Here is a 15,915-nt window from a genome sequence, read left to right as displayed (position 1 = left end):
TACTTGAAAATCAAAACGCTTAGTTCGAGAATTTGGGTAGATGGATATTTTGCAGAAAAGATTTGCAAGAGGCGCAATTGATCTTACGGAGTATCAGCGAAATGAGACTGTTCAGGAAAATGACCCTTCTTACTAGCAACAGTTATACAATTAAAATAAATAATCTACATTATGGCTATTCAAACCATTAACCCTTTTAATAATGAACTTATTAAAAGTTTTCCCGAAATGTCTCCGGAATTGGTGGCAGAGGAAATTTCTATCGCTGATGAAACCTTCCAAAGCTGGCGTAAAACCAGTTATGCACAGCGGGCAGAACTTTTACATGGTGTCGCAAAATTGATGCGTGAGCAAAAAGACCAACTGTCTAAATTGATCACATTGGAGATGGGTAAGTTACTTGCTCAAAGCTATGGGGAGATTGAACTCAGCGCTGATATTATTGATTATTACGCTATAAATGGGGAAGCCTTTCTAAGTGACCAAAAATTGGAAACTGAATTTGGTGAAGCTTATATTAAGAGTACTCCTATTGGTGTCCTGCTTGGGGTTGAACCATGGAATTTTCCTTTTTATCAGGTCGCTCGTTTTGCTGCACCTAACATTATGGCAGGTAATGTCGTGTTAGTTAAGCATGCTTCGAATGTTCCTCAATGCGCGTTGGCCATTCAGGAATTGTTTGCAGAGGCTGGGGCACCCAAAGGATTATATACTAATTTATTTGTTAGTGGAAGCCGTATAGATGACGTGGTCGCAGATCCCAGGATTAAAGGTGTTGCCCTTACCGGAAGTGAAATTGCTGGCGCAAGTATCGCGGCTGCTGCCGGGAAATATTTAAAGAAGTCGGTACTTGAACTTGGTGGCAGCGACGCTTTTATTGTTTTGGAAGACGCTGATCTGGATAAGGCCGTTGACTGGGCTGTTGTTGGGCGGATGAACAATACCGGCCAATGTTGTGTGGCCTCTAAGCGGATTATTGTTCTGGAAGCAGTTGCTGATGAGTTTTTGGATAAATTCAAGGCCAAACTGGGTGGCTTGAAAGTTGGAGATCCAATGGATGAGGCAACAGAACTGGGGCCATTAAGCTCAGAAGGAGCCGTTATAGAGTTAATAGAACAAGTACAGCGAAGTGTCAGGGCTGGTGCAAAGGTATTGCTGGGTGGTAAACTAATTAATCGAAAAGGTGCATTTATTGAGGCTACCATTTTGGGTGATGTTAAACCTGGAATGGCTGCATATCATGAAGAATTATTCGGTCCGGTTGCTTCGTTTTACAGGGTGAACAATGAGCAGGAGGCGATTGATCTGGCCAATGACTCGCCTTTTGGATTGGGTGGGAGTATCTTTACCAATGATATAGAACGGGGAAAGCGTTTGGCCGAACAGATTGACACCGGAATGGTATTTATCAACCATCCAACCTGGACTCAGCCTGACTTGCCTTTTGGCGGGACTAAAGGATCAGGATATGGAAGGGAGTTGTCTAGTCTTGGTATACAAGAATTTGTCAATAAAAAATTGATTCGGGTCAGCAAATTAACAGACCCTTTTTAGTCGTCCGCTGAGATGCTTAGACATTTTGGGACTAAAAGAACTTATAAACATAACCTTTGGGTCGCTGTTTTATTAAGTTTTGTGGCCGGATTTGTGAATGCAGCTGGATTTTTAGGATTCTTTGCCTTAACTACAAACGTAACCGGTCATGCTGCATTATTTGCTGAACAGATTGCATCTCGAGATTGGAACAATGCAGGAACGGTTGCTATCTGGATGTTATTGTTTCTTATCGGGGCATGGTGTTCAAGTTTGATTGTTACCAGGATTGGTCATCATGAACGGTTTTCTTTTGCAATTCCTATTTTTATAGAATTGGTCATTTTGATATTTTGTGCCATTTATGGGAGCAGTAATGATTTGTTTTTTCCTAAAAATTTTTTCGTTGGCTGCCTTCTTTTTACTATGGGTTTGCAAAACGCTTTGGTTTCTGTGATCTCCGGATCAGTGGTACGTACAACTCATTTAACCGGAACTTTTACTGATCTTGGAATTGAATTAGCCCAATTGAAACTGGGTAATCCAGAAGGACAACAGGAGCTGGTTTCTAAAATCAAATTACGATTGTCAATCATACTTTTCTTTATGATTGGAGCACTGTCAGGTGCTTATTTGTTTCGTTACCTAAACTTCAAGGCTTTTTTACTTCCATGCTTTGTTTTGTGTTTTACTTTGTTTTTTGATATTTTTCGTTTGCGTGTTAAGCGGTATTATACTAACCTAATACATCATATAACCGAGAAATTGTAATTCCTTTAAACTAAACGTCTCATTGGGATTGATGAGCATCATGCTAATCGCGTATACAAATCATCTATAAATGTTTAAGGGAATCCGAACTTTAAGGTAGATAAACTCTAATGATATGACCAACTTAAAAAAAAGTGAAACGTTATCGACAGTAGCTTTGATGACCGATAATTTCTGGGATGATGAGGCTTTTGCCAGTTCTGATGAGCCTAAATATGCTGTAAACATACAGGATAAAATAGGCAGGTATAAGCTTGAGTTTTCAGCTCCGGGCTTTAAAAAGAATGACTTCAGGATTACTACTGACAATGGCATGTTGACAGTTACTGCAGAGTCAAGCAGGGCAGAAAAGGAAAGTGATGAAAACTATATCCGCAAGGAGTTCTCCCATTCCTCATTTACAGGATCCTTTCGCCTCCCTGAAAATGTTCTTGAAGATCATATTTCTGCTAAATACCATAATGGGCTGTTTACGATTAACTTAAAAAAATCAGATAAGGGCGTACTGCTTAAAAAAAGACAGATTAAGATCCATTAGCTAGATAAGCTTATTCATTTAGGACGTCGAAATTTTAACATAAGCTATGTCTAAACTTATTTTACTACGTCATGGTCAGTCGCTATGGAACCTGGAGAACAGATTTACCGGCGAAATGGATATTGACTTAACAGATCAAGGGGAACAGGAGGCAACAAGTGCAGGAATACTATTGAAGGATTTCTGCATTAATGTTGCTTTCACTTCGATGCTTAAAAGAGCAATCCATACGCTCGAAATTGTTCTTAAAGAAATCGATGGTGTAGTTCCGATTGTAAAGTCGTCGGCACTGAATGAAAGAAACTATGGAGACCTGCAAGGACTTAACAAGTCAGATGTCAAAAAATATACGGTATTGCAAAGGTGCTCTTGTGGAGAAGAAGCTTTAGGACAAGACCCCCTGGGGGTGAAAGTTTGAAGGATACTCTTGACCGTGTTGTGCCCTTTTATCAGAAGGAAATTTTGCCAGTGTTAAAGCAGGGTAAAACTATTCTGATCGTTGCTCATGGCAATAGTCTGAGAGCATTGACGATGTACCTGGAGAATCTGAATGAACAGGAAGTTTCAATGCTGAACATCGCCACAGGAATTCCTCACGTTTATGATTTCTCGGTTGATATGCATCTGACCGGGAAAGTTTACCTCTAAACGTAAGAAAATAAAAAAAACACCTTTGGGTTTCTCAAAGGTGTTTTTTAAAATAAATGCTTATTGTGTCAGGTTCAATGGAGTCATTGCATTAATGTTGATTTCATAAATGGCAAGTTGCGTTAGCTCGTCATCGATGTGTTTTTCGTTGACTTCAGATTCATAAAAGACATTTGCGAATTCCGCAAGCCCTATCAGTTTAGCAAATGCTGCCGCTGTTCCATAATTGCTGATCTTAAAATGACATATGGATTGGATCCCGGCAAGTATGCAGGCATCCTTGATTTCAGGATTTTTGCAGGCTTCCAGTTTCTCATCGATAGATTTGATGAAAGCCAACATGATCGTGTTTGTCCTGGTAACCGAAAGAATCTTTTCTTGTTCAAGAAAAGTATCCATCCTTTGCAGGTGCTGACTGGTAAAACTGATATATTTTTTTAAAATCATCTTAAGTTGCATGGAACTGGAGATGTTTGCCCATTCGAGGAGTTTTCTTTTCAATTCAGTTTCTGCACTTGAAAAATGTGAGGTGTTCAGGTCGAGTAGATCCTGAAGATTATTGATACTTAGTTTTGCTTCCATTTTTTGTTTTTTAAGATACCTAAGCTAAGTCGATTGCTTCTTTTGGTCGATGATGACGGTCATCAGAAGTGATGTTTCTGCGCAAGGAAATACCAATTCCTATTGATCAACTTTACAAAACAATGAACAGGATATGAAAAACCTATTGGTACTTACTGATTTTTCCAAGCCCGCAAAACATGCGGCAGCCTATGCCTATAGCTTGGCTAAGCAAATACAAGCGAACATCATACTATGTAATGTGGTTATTATTCCGGCAGAGGTTCCTCAGGCGGGGCTTATAGTTTGGCCCCTGGAAGAATCTGATGTTCTTTTAAAGGAAAGTGAAGTAGAATTAAAGAAGCTAAAGCTGCAATTGGAAAAAATGGGCGATAACCAGAGTCCCAATTCTGAGATCAGCTTCAGAAGTGATCCGGGAATTCTACTGGATGTGGTAAGGGACATATCTGCCGAAACTAAGATCGATTTTGTAATGATGGCTACACATGGTGCAGGTTTTAGTGGACTGCTAATGGGAAATCATAGCAGAAGTTTGATTGATGATATTGGCTCACCACTCTTTATTATTCCAGCAATGGCTAAAATTGCCCCAATCCGAAAGATCGCTTTTGCTACTGATTTTGTAGATCCCGATAACGAAATGAAATTTATCCGGGAGCTGATTGTATTGGCCTCTTCACTTAAAGCGGAAATATTTATCACACATGTATATAAAGAAAATGAGGCTAGTCCAGAACTTTATAAGTCTGTTCAGGAAATTATGCTGAATATCTCCTGTGAAAATGATTATCCAAAAATTTATTATAAGGCTATTAAAAACGTGAATAAAAAACAAGGATTGGATTGGTTAATGATTCATGGTGAGATGGACCTGCTAGTTATGGTTCACCATGCTCAAGGTTTCTTAGATAGAATGATTCGGGGAAGTCTGACCCAAAAAATGGCAGGGGAACTGACAATTCCGTTACTCGTGTTCAAGAAGGCTCCTTCGCCTGAGTTAATTTAACAATTAACTCTACCTTTACGTACAATATTTCTTTCTGAAGCCTTTTCTTCTTTTGTCCGTCAGTTAATCCGCTGGCGTTTTTGAATAAACATCACCAATATTTTAATCCATGAAAAAAATAATGTTTTCTAACCTTGTGAGGTTATGAATGAACCTGAATATATTATTGCCATTGGCGCTTCTGCTGGTGGACTGGAAGAAATCAACTCTTTCTTTGATCATACGCCATTAGATGGAGTGTCCTATATTGTTGTTCAACATCTTTCAGCTTCTTTTAAAAGCAGAATGGTTGTAGTCCTGGCTAAATGGATTTGGCCTTGGACTCTATTTAACGGCTGAAATTATTAAAAGACATGGTGGTAGGGTATGGGTAGATAGTGAAATTAATCGTGGTTCATCTTTTTTCTTTAATCTTCCTGTTTTACCCCAGGCTTGAGTCTGAAAGTCCTGCAGAAGTTTCCCCGAAGGTTTATTTAATTTAGTCATAGGCGAAAACTACTGGAGCCTGAATGTTAAAAGTGCTGCTATCAGTTCATTTAAGCTAACAGAGGCGCAGGCTATTTGTTCATCTGCTGCTCCATAATAGATATAGAGCGTATCACCAAAGATAGCTGTGCCTGAAGGAAAACAGACACTATCCACTTCACCAGTTAATTCCCATATTGTTTCAGGTTTAAACAGAGGATATGGCAAACGGGCAATCTCTATACCAGGGTTTTCCAGATCCAGCATGGCTGCGCATGCAGAATATACATATCCATTTGCGGTGTCATGTACTCCGTGGTAAATCACCAGCCAGCCTTCTGTTGTTTCTATTGGTGGACAACCACCTCCGATATAGCTTATTTCATGGTCATATCTTGGAGCCAAAACGATATTGTTGTTGAAGTTTAACAGGTAATTTTTCCAGAACAACTCATTCAGCTCTGAAAGCTCATTTACACAGGCAATTTGTATATCAGGTTTGATACGGTGAAGAAAATAAAGTTGATTTTTTATTCTTCTGGGGAAAAAACACACATCCTTATCCCAAACCAGAAGTCTTGTGTTCATGGTAATTATGGTCTTGTCATGAGCAAACCTGGAATACTTTTCATTAAGCTTACCCGTATTTTCTGCAAGTGCTTTGAATTCAGGAAACGAAATCATAGGTACAATGATGCCATGTCTTTCAAATGTTTTTAAATCCAGCGAGGTTGCCAGAGCGCCCAATGCATTGAATCCATCAAAAGCAGTATAGGTTAGATAGTAGCATTCGTCGATTTTTACGATCCTCGGGTCTTCGATTCCCCTGGATTCGTTGTCATCTATTGGGATGAGCACCGGAAGATCATTTCTTTGAATAACTTCCAATGGGCCATTTAGCTCGCAAAAGCCAATGGTTGAGTAATTGTTTTTAGCCACCGCCCTGTAAAACATATAAACCCGCTCACCTTCTTTTATGATAGCGGGATTAAGCACACCTTGACATTCAAAGTCTAGGTTGGTTTTTCTTAAAATAACACCTTCTTTTTTTATTAGTATCAAAATGTCTGGATTTAATGGTCTGTTAATTACTCACCGGAATTACAATTAGTGTTTTTTTGGAGTGCCTGATCACATCTTCGGCAACACTCCCCAGCAGTAAATGGGGTAATCCTTTTCTACCATGTGTACCCATAACGATGATATCGGCTCCCCATTTATCGGCTGTTTCTAAAATAACTTTATAAGGAATGCCTTTTTCCACGAAGCTTTTGATTGGAAAACCATTGAATATCTTTTCAATTACATTGAGTTGGCTGCGGTTTAGATTGTGCTCCATCATGTCCTCCAGCTCCCTGGTTGTAGGAGAATCCTCATCCGCTGTGCTCTCTGGATCTATAATACTGATCAGGGCGATTTCAGAATTGAACTGTTTAGCCAGTTGTAGGCCACTGAGGGCAACGAGTTCAGCACTTGGATTGTTGTCAATTGCGATTAGGATTTTATGAAATTCCATTTGATCTGATTTTATTATTATGATTTATGCTGTGAAATCCGGAGTATTATCTTTGCTGAGCAGCTTTTAGCATTTCCTCCTGTTCTTTTTTCTTTTGTAGGTCAAGTTTTCTAAAATATCCCCTGAATAGAAAGTTATGTTTTAACGCTTCCATGTTCTGATTGAATCCATCTGTTCCTTTTTGAAGATTTTCCATGGTAAGGCTTATATTTTTGGCCATTAAAGAGTCTTTCAATAGGGTGTTAACAGTCCCTTTTCCATTGGTCAGGTCATGATTCAAGTCTTTTACCATTGTGTTCAGTTGTATGGTCATGCTGTTAGCATTGACACTAGCAGCCCTGATTTGTACAACCGCATCCTTAAGTGTACCGGCCATTAAAGTATCGGTCAGTAAAAGACCGGCAGTTCCCTTGCCTTTTCTGATGTCGTTTACCAGATGGTTTAGTCCTATTGTCATTTTATTGGCGTTTAAGGTCATTTTGTAGATGTTTTCCAGGGATGACTTCAAACTGATGCCTATGGATTCATCGTTGATTAATTTTAAAATTGCACTGCTGTCTATTCGCAGAACCGTGCCTTTTAAAACTTCTGATATATTGGCTACATTGTTATTGGTCTGCGCTAATTTTTCAATAATTTCATCCATGTTAGCCATATTTTTTGCCTGCAACAAATCACCTTCTTCGACCTTTTGACTCGTTCCTTTAACCGGACTGATATTAACGACTTTATTACCCATGAGCCCTTCAGTTCCGACAGCTGCTACCGCATTCTTATGAATAAATGATTTTACTTTGCTATTGATCTGCATGATGACCTCAATGGTACTGTCGTTGATTAGTTCAATTTCTTTAACAGTCCCGGCCTGCAAGCCGGAGAAGAGTACATTGTTGCCTTTTGTTAATCCATTTAAATTGGAGAACCGGACCTTCAGTTTGAAGTCATTCCCGAATATATTGTTGTTCTTTCCAATGATAAAAAATGCGAATATCATCAGTACTAATCCTGACAACACAAATGCACCGAGTTTGATATTATTTACTTTTTGATTTCCCATGCTGTTTTATTCGAAAAATTGTTTAATGTTTTCATCAGTCGATTGCTTCAATTCCTCAAATGTTCCTTTGATGTAACATTTACCTTCCAATAGGAGTACAACCAGATCTGCCGTGTTTTTTACGCAGTTCATATCGTGCGAGATGATGATGGAAGAGGTATGGTTCTTCTTTTGGAGTTTAAGGATAAGATTTTCTATTTCCCTTGAGGTAACCGGATCCAGGCCTGTTGTTGGCTCATCATAAAGAATGACTTCTGGTCGTAAGATCATCGTTCTAGCGAGGGCAACACGCTTAAGCATTCCCCCTGATAACTCAGATGGCATCATATCTATAGTGTGTAGCAGATCTACATTTTCCAATGCCTCCTTCACCAGTCTTTCGACTTCTTCTTTACTGATGTCAACCCAGTGCCTGAGTAAGGGGAATTCCAAATTTTCGCGGATAGTCATCGAATCATAAAGCGCATTGCTTTGAAACAGAAACCCGATTTTGGACCTGGCCTGATCCAGTTCATCTTCAGTCATCTGGGATATATTTTCCTTAAAGACATGAATACTTCCACTATCAGATTGTAATAAGCCAATGATGCATTTGATCAGTACAGATTTACCTGAGCCCGATTTTCCCAATATCACCACATTACTGCCTTTTTCTACCGTCAGATTAAATCCATCTAATATTTTTTTGTCTCCAAAAGCCTTAACTAGATCTTTAATGACGATTACCTGTTCGTTCGTTGCTACTTCCATGATTGATTAATTAAGCCCTAATAATTCGGTGATTTGGACAGCTAGTAAGTCAATGATAAAAATCATTACAGAGGATAAAACTACCGCTGAATTTGCTGAGATTCCAACTCCTTGCGTACCTTTTGTTGAATTGAAACCTTTATAACAGCCGACAATACCTACTGCAAAACCAAAAAATAAAGTTTTAATAATAGCTGGTAACACATCACTGAAATCCAGGCTTTTAAAAACCTGTAGAAAGAACAGATCAAAACTGGTTACTGATCTAATATTTACACCCAGATATGCACCGAATAAAGAAATGGCATCCCCAAGAATGGTTAGAAGTGGCAGCATTAATGTAGTAGCTAAAACCCGTGTAGCAACCAGGTATTTAAAAGGTTTAATCCCACTAACAGTCATGGCGTCAATCTGCTCAGTCACTTTCATCGAACCAAGCTCAGCTCCAATACTACTACCAATCTTCCCGGCAAAAATCAAAGCCGTAATAACCGGCCCAATTTCCCTGACAATTGCTAAACCAACCATCACTGGTAACTGTGATTCAACTCCATAATCCACCAGGGATGGCCTTAACTGCATAGTAAGTACCAGCCCCATAATAAAGGCAGTGAGCCCGACTAAGGGTAAGGAACGGTAGCCAATGGTATAACATTGATTAAAAAACTCCTTATTCTCATATCTGGGTTTTATTCCTACCGAAAAGAAACGTCCTGTGAAACGTGCTATATTCCCGGTTTCATCCAGAAAGTTTTTGAAGCGAATGACTAATGACATATTGATAAAGGTAAAGGATGTCGAAATGTCCAGCCATGACGGCAATCCGTAACCAAGTGATCTTCATCATCCTGCCTGGTGACCCAGGTCATTTAGCAATCAGGATCTACTATACACTTTTGTATGAGTAGCTTGTATGGCCTGTTCAGTAAATAGTGGATAAATGAAAATGAAATTAAATGAGCAGGTGTCATCGGATGAGAATGAGTTTTTGAATAAGCTTCATAAAATTGTAGCTGAAACCATTAAAGAAGAAGATCTTATCCTGAATAACCTACTACATCCGGCAAAAGATGTGCTTTCAGGAGGTCAAAAGCTTTCCGATCAGGTAGCCCGATTTGGCGGTAGCTGGAGGTTCATTATTTTTTTTGGAATTATCTTGACGCTTTGGATTATTTATAATGTTACAGCTATGGGTAGCAAAGCTTTTGATCCTTATCCATTTATCCTAATGAATCTGATTCTTTCTTGCATTGCTGCCTTACAGGCACCAATCATTATGATGAGTCAAAACCGTAAGGAAGAGAAAGACCGGATGAGAAGTGAGAACGATTACTTGATTAATCTTAAAGCTGAAATGGGTATTCGCAGTTTACACCAGAAAATGGATTTATTACTTGGCGAGCAGATTAAACGATTGTATGATCTTCAGGCCATCCAAATCAAAAAGTTGGATGAAGTAGTGAACAAGTTAGATGTAAATCAACGGCTTCATTGATGGTGGTCATTGCCGAACTGACAGATAATCAGAACATTTGGATATGAAAATTGTAGCTGCTATTTTATGCTGGATGACCATGTTAATTGGTATGCCATCTTTCGTTTACGGTCAGGGAAAATCCATTTCAAAGGAATTGTCTGCACAGTTAAAGAGTCAGACCAGACAATCAAAACTTTACTATCCTAAATCTGTGAATCGTTATTATCATCAAAATGGTTTTCAGTTGATGTGGATTAAAAGTAAAGATCAAGCCAAACAAACCTGGGAAGCAATGATGCTATTGGATTGTGTGCTACAGTTCGGGTTATCTCACGCTGATTACCATCCGAAAGAGTTGATATATGACGAGTTACGCACGATGATCAATAGCCCCGAAAAAGTATCTGTTGGGGAGCAAGCACGTTTTGATGTGCTGTTAACCGATGCCATAATTACCTTAATCAATCATCTTCATTACGGCAAGTTAAATCCTGACTTTTCGGCAAAAAAAATAGATGGTGTAACTAAAACCACAGGATTTAATGCAGTTCTTGAACTCACAAAAGCTCGTCTGGAATCTGATTTTATGACTGCAATATTAACTGCTCAACCAAAATCTAAAGCTTATGTGAGTCTGCAAAGTTACATGCGGCTCATTAAAGGTCAATACGTAGGTGATTGTTACGAAATACCTGAATCAGCTGTCAGGAAAGTGGCCATCAATATGGAACGTTTGCGCTGGGAAGAGTCTTATATAAAGCGTAACGGATATAAAAAAGTGCCTTACCTAACGTGTGAGATAAAAGACGGGTTACCGGTTTTTTACGAAGATGTCCGTCATCTCGATGAATCTCTGGAGGCTGCGATGTATCAGACAAACAAACATCAGCCATTAAAAAGAAGCGTACCAGCGCTTCCGGATATACATTTTAAAAAGGAAAGATGAAAACAATATTAGTAACTACCGATTTTTCTGCACCATCGCAAACTGCGGCTCATTACGCCATGTATCTGGCAAATGCGATGAAAGCACATCTCATTTTGTGCCACGCAATTCAAATTCCGCCTATGGCCACTGTTGCCTCACAAGTATCAGATCCCTTGAATAATTATTCTGTTATTCATGATGAAGCTGTTGAACAAATTGAATTTCAAGCCCTGGGTTTAAGGGAGCAGAAGGAAGACGATGGCCTAATCACCCCCGTTGACTGCCTTGTCGCTCGTGGTTCGGTAACTGATGTGGTGAATGATGTAGTCAAAAATAGGGAGATCAGCTTAGTGGTGATGGGGATGTTTGGTGCAGGAGCTATCAACAGATTTATTCTAGGGAGCAATAGTCAGAATTTGATTGATAATAGGGCAGGGTTTCCAGTACTGTTGGTTCCTTTTAAAAAGTTTCCAGAATCAATTCATAAGATTGCTTTTGCAAGCGACTTAAGTGATGGTGATATCGAACTGATCCATTCACTAGTCAGCTTTGCGCGCCCCTTTAATGCAGAAATTCTGATCGTTCATATTAGCGGAGCAAACGTTGATCAAATTCAAATAGGCAACTTTTTAAATGAAGTGATGGGAAAGGTTAACTATCATAAAATATACTACCGTCATGTTGAGGATAAGGATATCAATAGGGGGCTAAGCTGGATTGCCAAGAATGGATTTATTGATGTGTTCGCCATGGTCCATCGTAAAAAGAGCTTTCCTGATAACCTATTTAGCAGCAGTCAAACACAAAAGCTCTCCAGGAGCATCGACATTCCACTACTTGTTTTTTCTGAAAATGAGCGTCCGGTATTTTAGTTAAACAGACATGTGTTCGATCAAGTTATAAACAAAAGTATAGATGGATAAATCTGAAATAGTTTTCCTTAGTGGCCCACATTCGCGTTGGACTGAGCTTAAGTTTACATTTAGAATTATGATGGAAATGATTAAGGGATTCCGTGCACTTCATTTCATCGGCCCCTGCGTCACAGTATTTGGTTCTGCCCGCTTTAAAGAAGATCATCCCTACTATGAACTTACCAGAAAGGCGGGTGCAGCATTTGCGCATTTGGGGTTTACCATTCTTACCGGTGGTGGCCCGGGATTAATGGAAGCAGCTAATCGTAGGGCCAAAGAGGCTGGCGGTCGTTCTGATGGCTGTAATATGAGCTGATAGCTCATATTGAGCGAATGAAAGCCAATGCTACTATTGGTGCAGGTGATCCGCATTTGTTTTTGGTCACAGATAGTATAGAGGAGGCTGTTGCTTTGATCGTTGAAAAAAGCATTAAACAATATGGGCTTCGTCCAGAAAATAAAGTGAAACCTTTCAAATGGCTTTTCGAGCGCAAGTGATGAGTGTCAGTTCCATTGATGATGCTTATCATCTCTTTCCGACGCATTATTAAGGAGATTTGCTAATAATAAACCATATTCCAGGAATTATGAAGACACTACTTTTATTGACCGATTTTTCAACCGATGGAAACCATGCGGCTGAATACGGTTATAACCTTGCAAAGGTTTTAAATGCCGATGTGGTTATATGCAATGCCGTTACCATTCCTGCCCAGCTTGCTGAGGTCGGAGACATCGACTGGCCATTAAATGGATATGATGGCGTTATTGACGATAGTGATGAGGAACTAAAAAAGCTAAAGAAACATTTTGAACATACTGATCATAGCTCAGGTTTTCACCCGCAGATCAGCACCATGAATCAAGCGGGGAGACTCGCTGACGTGGTGGAGAATGTAATGAATAGTTGTAATGCAGACATGATGGTAATGGGTACCCACCGAAAAGGAATTTCTCATTTTTTGTTAGATAATAATTGTAGAAATATGATTAATTCAACAACTTGTCCACTGCTCCTGATTCCTCCTCATACACCTTTCCGGGATTTCGGAAAAATAGCTTTCGCTACAAATTTTGAACATCCACAGCAAGATGTTGAGGATATTTGTAATCTAATATCGCTGGCAAGTGTATTTGGTTCAGATATTTTGATGACCCATGTCCATATTGCGCTTACTCAAAGTGTAGATCATCAACTTATAGCAAATGAATTGCTCACTGGCATAATCCAGAAAGCCAATTATCCAAATATTTTCTATAGATCTGTTGAAAACGAAGATACCAGAACAGGCCTCGATCTATTCTTTGACGATGAGCAAATTGGCTTATTGGTTATGGTACATCGTCCACACGATTTTATAGATGTTATTTTGAGAGGTAGTCGTACGCAGAAAATGGCAGCAAGAATTACTATTCCATTACTTGTTCTACCAGATGGCAACAAATCATAGCTGTAAAGTAACTTAGAAAAATCTTTTTATATCATCTTCTTTGTTAACGTTTAGTGCTGGAAGAACAATGATCGCTAATTCAACTGCACGGACATTTTGAATGCCAGAGGCTATTCGCCATGCGGAAAATTTTTTTGATGAAGAATTTACAGTGCCCATCATAGTCACAATCCCATCCTTAACCACAATATTTAGCTCAGTTTGATTTAGAATAGGCTCGCCTTGCATGGCGAGTATTACCTCGTTTCTAATTTCTTCATCAGTTTTCATTTGTATATGGGTAATGTTATTTTAGATGCCTGAAAGTTCAGTTTTATTAAATTCAATAGATTTGATAGTGCCTTTAAAGTATTCATAATCGCTATTGTCTGTATTCCAGATCGCACTGAATTTAGTAGGAAATCTGATACCATCTTTTAGCATATAATCATTGGCAGTTGCCGTCCAGCTGGTTTTTTGATATTTATTGTTTTTTTTTGTGAAATATCTGTCTTGTGTGACAAATCGTGTACATTCACCATTTTGATTGAAGTGAAAAATTCCGCTTACTGAAATACCGTTGTAATTGATTGTTCCTTTTATACTTGAAGCATCAATAACTTCCCATGTAATGTATTTTTGCATAGCATAGTGCGGAATAATCATCGTTTCGGCAAGGATTGTAACTAGTTCTGATGCATCTATTTCTTTCCCTGTAGTGTTACTGATGGGAATTATTTTTATCAGTTTAATTGACATACGACCATGTGCGTCTATGTAAAGATCAAGGGCTTCCAGTGGAAGTAATCCAAAAATGCTGATCTTCATGTAGACTAATCTTACAGGTTGCGACAGAAAATTCACCTGGTAGCAACGCATAGGACTCCATTTTGCCTTAGGGCTAAGTTTGAGCATGGTGTCGTTCCATTTAATATGAGCAAATTCGATCTTTTCAAATCCAGTATAGCCAGATTGATGGATGAATTTTTGCAGCAATTCTGGCAAATTATTAAAATCGTTTAAAAGGGCAGAGGGCGCATATGCAGATTGCTGGCCTACTGAATTGATTGCTTTTAAAAATGTGTGTCTTAGGCTTTCCATTGCTAAACGATTGTTTTTTAGTATTTACGCCCTGAGAAATTCTACTTCCGGTACGATAACCACAGGACATCTGGCCTTACTTACTACTGCGGTGATTTCTGTTCCAAAAAGGATATCATCGTTGTGTGCTTTAAATCCACTCATTACAAGCATTAGAATGTTTTTTCTTTCATCTATAATACTGCAAACATTGTCCGTAAAACTTCCACCTTCACTCAAGTAATCAATTTGAGGTTTGAAATTACTTCCATATGCTTTTAAGGAGATGTTTAAACGGTTCATCTCTTTTTCCAGATTTGATTTGCTGGTTTCGGCCAATAGTCCATAATTTGTGATTTGCAAACATTCGGATTCAGTGGCTGGGATGTAGTAGGAGTGATATAATAATATTTTTGTCTTTAATTGGCTGGCTAGAAACAAGGCGTAATCTGCAGCATTTAAAGCACTATTTGTAAAATCGGTTAGTACAAGTATAGTTTTTGTTTGATCGGTGGCTTCCATGATACTTTGGGTAGTTTTAAGTTGAATCGGATATTAATCGTGTGCGATGTGTTTCAGCAATTCATTTTTAGTTTCATGAAAAGTCAACAATATGTTTTCCATTTCGCGCTTCAAAAGCTGGTGTTCTTCAATTAAACTTAACTTAATTTCCTTTATAGGTCCATAAGTTAAAGGCGCTAGTCTTTTTTGCAAGTGAATAAGCTGGAGTTTTAGTTTTACTAAATGTTGTTCCAATGAACTAAACAGGAGCGCGTGTTTCCTGTTCACTTCAGGTTCCAGTGGGTTCTGACTTAGGTTTTTCAGAATCTCTGATTCCTCACTAATGAATTGTAGATCAGTTGACCATTGTTTTGTGATCAGGAATAGTTCCTGTAATTCTGCGCTCAATGCATTGTCTTCTATTGTCGTAGTCATGATTTTAGGTTTATATACAAAGGTTCCGCTAATAATCTGTTAAAACCTTGATGACTATCAGTGTTTTACATGATAGGGGTCAGTTTGGCAATTGATGAATTACTTCCCTTGCCTGATGAGTATCATGTTAAAGCCTGATGCTGCTTTAAATCCTGACGGGGACTACCATAAAGCTCCTTCTATATTGCTAAAAGGTAGATTTGATAAATAGGTTATGCAAGATTATTAGAAGATAATGCTCAAAATTATGATACCTAAAACCATGAAAGCAGCGGTGATCCATG

The 15,915-nt window shown here is 38.8% G+C and carries 24 protein-coding genes; 14 read left to right on the top strand and 10 right to left on the bottom strand.

Translation table 11 applies throughout. From position 1 onward, the window contains the following. Window positions 1-171: 171 nt before the first annotated feature. The 5 genes from AQ505_RS17120 (at window position 172) to AQ505_RS27080 (ending at window position 3,490) form a co-directional block, all read left to right on the top strand. Window positions 172-1,554 (top strand): NAD-dependent succinate-semialdehyde dehydrogenase, encoded by a 1,383-nt coding sequence (locus AQ505_RS17120; protein ID WP_062549294.1) that lies wholly within the window; start codon window positions 172-174, stop codon window positions 1,552-1,554. A 12-nt stretch (window positions 1,555-1,566) separates the two neighbouring features. Beyond that, window positions 1,567-2,304: a YoaK family protein gene (locus AQ505_RS17115; RefSeq protein ID WP_062549293.1), complete on the top strand. Its 738-nt coding sequence runs from the start codon at window positions 1,567-1,569 to the stop codon at window positions 2,302-2,304. A gap of 115 nt (window positions 2,305-2,419) precedes the next feature. Continuing rightward, window positions 2,420-2,842: an Hsp20/alpha crystallin family protein gene (locus tag AQ505_RS17110; protein ID WP_062549292.1), complete on the top strand. Its 423-nt coding sequence runs from the start codon at window positions 2,420-2,422 to the stop codon at window positions 2,840-2,842. A gap of 46 nt (window positions 2,843-2,888) precedes the next feature. Next, entirely contained in the window at window positions 2,889-3,260 is a 372-nt protein-coding gene (locus tag AQ505_RS27085) for a 2,3-bisphosphoglycerate-dependent phosphoglycerate mutase (RefSeq protein ID WP_250636619.1), read from the top strand. After that, window positions 3,257-3,490 (top strand): 2,3-bisphosphoglycerate-dependent phosphoglycerate mutase, encoded by a 234-nt coding sequence (locus AQ505_RS27080; protein WP_250636618.1) that lies wholly within the window; start codon window positions 3,257-3,259, stop codon window positions 3,488-3,490. Before AQ505_RS27085 ends, AQ505_RS27080 begins: the two co-directional genes overlap by 4 nt. A gap of 60 nt (window positions 3,491-3,550) precedes the next feature. Here the strand turns inward: AQ505_RS27080 and AQ505_RS17100 are convergent, their stop codons facing one another. Beyond that, entirely contained in the window at window positions 3,551-4,072 is a 522-nt protein-coding gene (locus AQ505_RS17100; protein ID WP_062549291.1) for a YciE/YciF ferroxidase family protein, read from the bottom strand. Window positions 4,073-4,205: 133 nt separating this feature from the next. Between AQ505_RS17100 and AQ505_RS17095 the strand changes: the two genes are divergently transcribed. The 3 genes from AQ505_RS17095 (at window position 4,206) to AQ505_RS26095 (ending at window position 5,514) form a co-directional block, all read left to right on the top strand. Beyond that, a complete protein-coding gene (locus AQ505_RS17095) occupies window positions 4,206-5,078 on the top strand; it encodes a universal stress protein (protein WP_062549290.1) in 873 nt (290 codons plus the stop codon). Between the two features lie 144 nt (window positions 5,079-5,222). Beyond that, window positions 5,223-5,417, top strand: a complete 195-nt coding sequence (locus AQ505_RS17090) for a chemotaxis protein CheB (RefSeq protein ID WP_062549289.1) — start codon at window positions 5,223-5,225, stop codon at window positions 5,415-5,417. Window position 5,418: 1 nt separating this feature from the next. Beyond that, window positions 5,419-5,514: a hypothetical protein gene (locus AQ505_RS26095; RefSeq protein WP_082461866.1), complete on the top strand. Its 96-nt coding sequence runs from the start codon at window positions 5,419-5,421 to the stop codon at window positions 5,512-5,514. A gap of 59 nt (window positions 5,515-5,573) precedes the next feature. On the opposite strand, the gene AQ505_RS17085 is transcribed toward AQ505_RS26095, so the two are convergent. The 5 genes from AQ505_RS17085 to AQ505_RS17065 are packed head-to-tail and all read right to left on the bottom strand — an operon-like array spanning window position 5,574 to window position 9,643. After that, a complete protein-coding gene (locus tag AQ505_RS17085) occupies window positions 5,574-6,605 on the bottom strand; it encodes a pesticidal protein Cry7Aa (protein WP_062549288.1) in 1,032 nt (343 codons plus the stop codon). Window positions 6,606-6,627: 22 nt separating this feature from the next. After that, complete coding sequence (locus tag AQ505_RS17080; protein WP_062549287.1) at window positions 6,628-7,059, bottom strand: universal stress protein; 432 nt, start codon at window positions 7,057-7,059, stop codon at window positions 6,628-6,630. A gap of 46 nt (window positions 7,060-7,105) precedes the next feature. After that, window positions 7,106-8,116 (bottom strand): MlaD family protein, encoded by a 1,011-nt coding sequence (locus tag AQ505_RS17075; protein ID WP_062549286.1) that lies wholly within the window; start codon window positions 8,114-8,116, stop codon window positions 7,106-7,108. A gap of 6 nt (window positions 8,117-8,122) precedes the next feature. After that, on the bottom strand, window positions 8,123-8,866 hold the full coding sequence (locus AQ505_RS17070; RefSeq protein WP_062549285.1) for an ABC transporter ATP-binding protein: 744 nt from the start codon (window positions 8,864-8,866) through the stop codon (window positions 8,123-8,125). Window positions 8,867-8,872: 6 nt separating this feature from the next. Next, window positions 8,873-9,643 (bottom strand): MlaE family ABC transporter permease, encoded by a 771-nt coding sequence (locus AQ505_RS17065; RefSeq protein WP_062548516.1) that lies wholly within the window; start codon window positions 9,641-9,643, stop codon window positions 8,873-8,875. 163 nt (window positions 9,644-9,806) lie between these two features. Between AQ505_RS17065 and AQ505_RS17060 the strand changes: the two genes are divergently transcribed. The 6 genes from AQ505_RS17060 to AQ505_RS17040 all read left to right on the top strand — a co-directional run bounded on the left by AQ505_RS17060 (window position 9,807) and on the right by AQ505_RS17040 (window position 13,636). Further along, entirely contained in the window at window positions 9,807-10,361 is a 555-nt protein-coding gene (locus AQ505_RS17060) for a DUF1003 domain-containing protein (protein WP_062549284.1), read from the top strand. A gap of 43 nt (window positions 10,362-10,404) precedes the next feature. Further along, window positions 10,405-11,289, top strand: coding sequence for a hypothetical protein (locus tag AQ505_RS17055; RefSeq protein ID WP_062549283.1), 885 nt, complete (start codon window positions 10,405-10,407; stop codon window positions 11,287-11,289). Beyond that, the gene (locus tag AQ505_RS17050) at window positions 11,286-12,143 is read left to right on the top strand and encodes a universal stress protein (RefSeq protein ID WP_062549282.1); all 858 of its coding nucleotides are present in this window, start codon (window positions 11,286-11,288) and stop codon (window positions 12,141-12,143) included. The genes AQ505_RS17055 and AQ505_RS17050 overlap by 4 nt, the downstream gene beginning before the upstream one ends. A 127-nt stretch (window positions 12,144-12,270) precedes the next feature. Continuing rightward, window positions 12,271-12,501 carry an LOG family protein gene (locus AQ505_RS26695; protein WP_231634915.1) on the top strand — a complete coding sequence of 77 codons (231 nt, stop codon included), beginning with the start codon at window positions 12,271-12,273 and terminating at the stop codon, window positions 12,499-12,501. A 17-nt stretch (window positions 12,502-12,518) separates the two neighbouring features. Next, on the top strand, window positions 12,519-12,683 hold the full coding sequence (locus AQ505_RS26690; protein ID WP_197286208.1) for a hypothetical protein: 165 nt from the start codon (window positions 12,519-12,521) through the stop codon (window positions 12,681-12,683). An 89-nt stretch (window positions 12,684-12,772) separates the two neighbouring features. Further along, a complete protein-coding gene (locus tag AQ505_RS17040; protein ID WP_062549280.1) occupies window positions 12,773-13,636 on the top strand; it encodes a universal stress protein in 864 nt (287 codons plus the stop codon). A 12-nt stretch (window positions 13,637-13,648) separates the two neighbouring features. On the opposite strand, the gene AQ505_RS17035 is transcribed toward AQ505_RS17040, so the two are convergent. From AQ505_RS17035 to AQ505_RS17020, 4 genes are read right to left on the bottom strand one after another with little or no spacing between them, the layout of a single operon-like run. After that, window positions 13,649-13,906 carry a BON domain-containing protein gene (locus AQ505_RS17035; RefSeq protein WP_062549279.1) on the bottom strand — a complete coding sequence of 86 codons (258 nt, stop codon included), beginning with the start codon at window positions 13,904-13,906 and terminating at the stop codon, window positions 13,649-13,651. 21 nt (window positions 13,907-13,927) lie between these two features. Then, window positions 13,928-14,716 carry a DUF6920 family protein gene (locus AQ505_RS17030; RefSeq protein WP_062549278.1) on the bottom strand — a complete coding sequence of 263 codons (789 nt, stop codon included), beginning with the start codon at window positions 14,714-14,716 and terminating at the stop codon, window positions 13,928-13,930. 24 nt (window positions 14,717-14,740) lie between these two features. Beyond that, complete coding sequence (locus AQ505_RS17025) at window positions 14,741-15,217, bottom strand: universal stress protein (protein ID WP_062549277.1); 477 nt, start codon at window positions 15,215-15,217, stop codon at window positions 14,741-14,743. Between the two features lie 33 nt (window positions 15,218-15,250). Further along, window positions 15,251-15,631: a hypothetical protein gene (locus tag AQ505_RS17020; RefSeq protein WP_062549276.1), complete on the bottom strand. Its 381-nt coding sequence runs from the start codon at window positions 15,629-15,631 to the stop codon at window positions 15,251-15,253. Window positions 15,632-15,915 lie beyond the last annotated feature (284 nt).

The sequence above is a fragment of the Pedobacter sp. PACM 27299 genome (assembly GCF_001412655.1).
Lineage (GTDB): Bacteria > Bacteroidota > Bacteroidia > Sphingobacteriales > Sphingobacteriaceae > Pedobacter.
The sequence above is the reverse complement of the archived record's forward strand: the minus strand, read 5'-3'. Positions and strand labels throughout refer to the sequence as shown.

Excerpts from the sequence above, each read along its gene's own strand:
- AQ505_RS17060 (WP_062549284.1), top strand. The coding sequence starts at position 9,807 with ATGAAAATGAAATTAAATGAGCAGGTGTCATCGGATGAGAATGAGTTT.
- AQ505_RS17050 (WP_062549282.1), top strand. The coding sequence starts at position 11,286 with ATGAAAACAATATTAGTAACTACCGATTTTTCTGCACCATCGCAAACT.
- AQ505_RS17120 (WP_062549294.1), top strand. The coding sequence starts at position 172 with ATGGCTATTCAAACCATTAACCCTTTTAATAATGAACTTATTAAAAGT.
- AQ505_RS17040 (WP_062549280.1), top strand. The coding sequence starts at position 12,773 with ATGAAGACACTACTTTTATTGACCGATTTTTCAACCGATGGAAACCAT.
- AQ505_RS17080 (WP_062549287.1), bottom strand. The coding sequence starts at position 7,059 with ATGGAATTTCATAAAATCCTAATCGCAATTGACAACAATCCAAGTGCT.
- AQ505_RS17095 (WP_062549290.1), top strand. The coding sequence starts at position 4,206 with ATGAAAAACCTATTGGTACTTACTGATTTTTCCAAGCCCGCAAAACAT.
- AQ505_RS17115 (WP_062549293.1), top strand. The coding sequence starts at position 1,567 with ATGCTTAGACATTTTGGGACTAAAAGAACTTATAAACATAACCTTTGG.
- AQ505_RS17090 (WP_062549289.1), top strand. The coding sequence starts at position 5,223 with ATGAATGAACCTGAATATATTATTGCCATTGGCGCTTCTGCTGGTGGA.
- AQ505_RS17075 (WP_062549286.1), bottom strand. The coding sequence starts at position 8,116 with ATGGGAAATCAAAAAGTAAATAATATCAAACTCGGTGCATTTGTGTTG.
- AQ505_RS26690 (WP_197286208.1), top strand. The coding sequence starts at position 12,519 with ATGAAAGCCAATGCTACTATTGGTGCAGGTGATCCGCATTTGTTTTTG.
- AQ505_RS17070 (WP_062549285.1), bottom strand. The coding sequence starts at position 8,866 with ATGGAAGTAGCAACGAACGAACAGGTAATCGTCATTAAAGATCTAGTT.
- AQ505_RS17055 (WP_062549283.1), top strand. The coding sequence starts at position 10,405 with ATGAAAATTGTAGCTGCTATTTTATGCTGGATGACCATGTTAATTGGT.
- AQ505_RS17030 (WP_062549278.1), bottom strand. The coding sequence starts at position 14,716 with ATGGAAAGCCTAAGACACACATTTTTAAAAGCAATCAATTCAGTAGGC.
- AQ505_RS17020 (WP_062549276.1), bottom strand. The coding sequence starts at position 15,631 with ATGACTACGACAATAGAAGACAATGCATTGAGCGCAGAATTACAGGAA.
- AQ505_RS17025 (WP_062549277.1), bottom strand. The coding sequence starts at position 15,217 with ATGGAAGCCACCGATCAAACAAAAACTATACTTGTACTAACCGATTTT.
- AQ505_RS17100 (WP_062549291.1), bottom strand. The coding sequence starts at position 4,072 with ATGGAAGCAAAACTAAGTATCAATAATCTTCAGGATCTACTCGACCTG.
- AQ505_RS17110 (WP_062549292.1), top strand. The coding sequence starts at position 2,420 with ATGACCAACTTAAAAAAAAGTGAAACGTTATCGACAGTAGCTTTGATG.
- AQ505_RS17065 (WP_062548516.1), bottom strand. The coding sequence starts at position 9,643 with ATGTCATTAGTCATTCGCTTCAAAAACTTTCTGGATGAAACCGGGAAT.
- AQ505_RS27085 (WP_250636619.1), top strand. The coding sequence starts at position 2,889 with ATGTCTAAACTTATTTTACTACGTCATGGTCAGTCGCTATGGAACCTG.
- AQ505_RS26695 (WP_231634915.1), top strand. The coding sequence starts at position 12,271 with ATGATTAAGGGATTCCGTGCACTTCATTTCATCGGCCCCTGCGTCACA.
- AQ505_RS17035 (WP_062549279.1), bottom strand. The coding sequence starts at position 13,906 with ATGAAAACTGATGAAGAAATTAGAAACGAGGTAATACTCGCCATGCAA.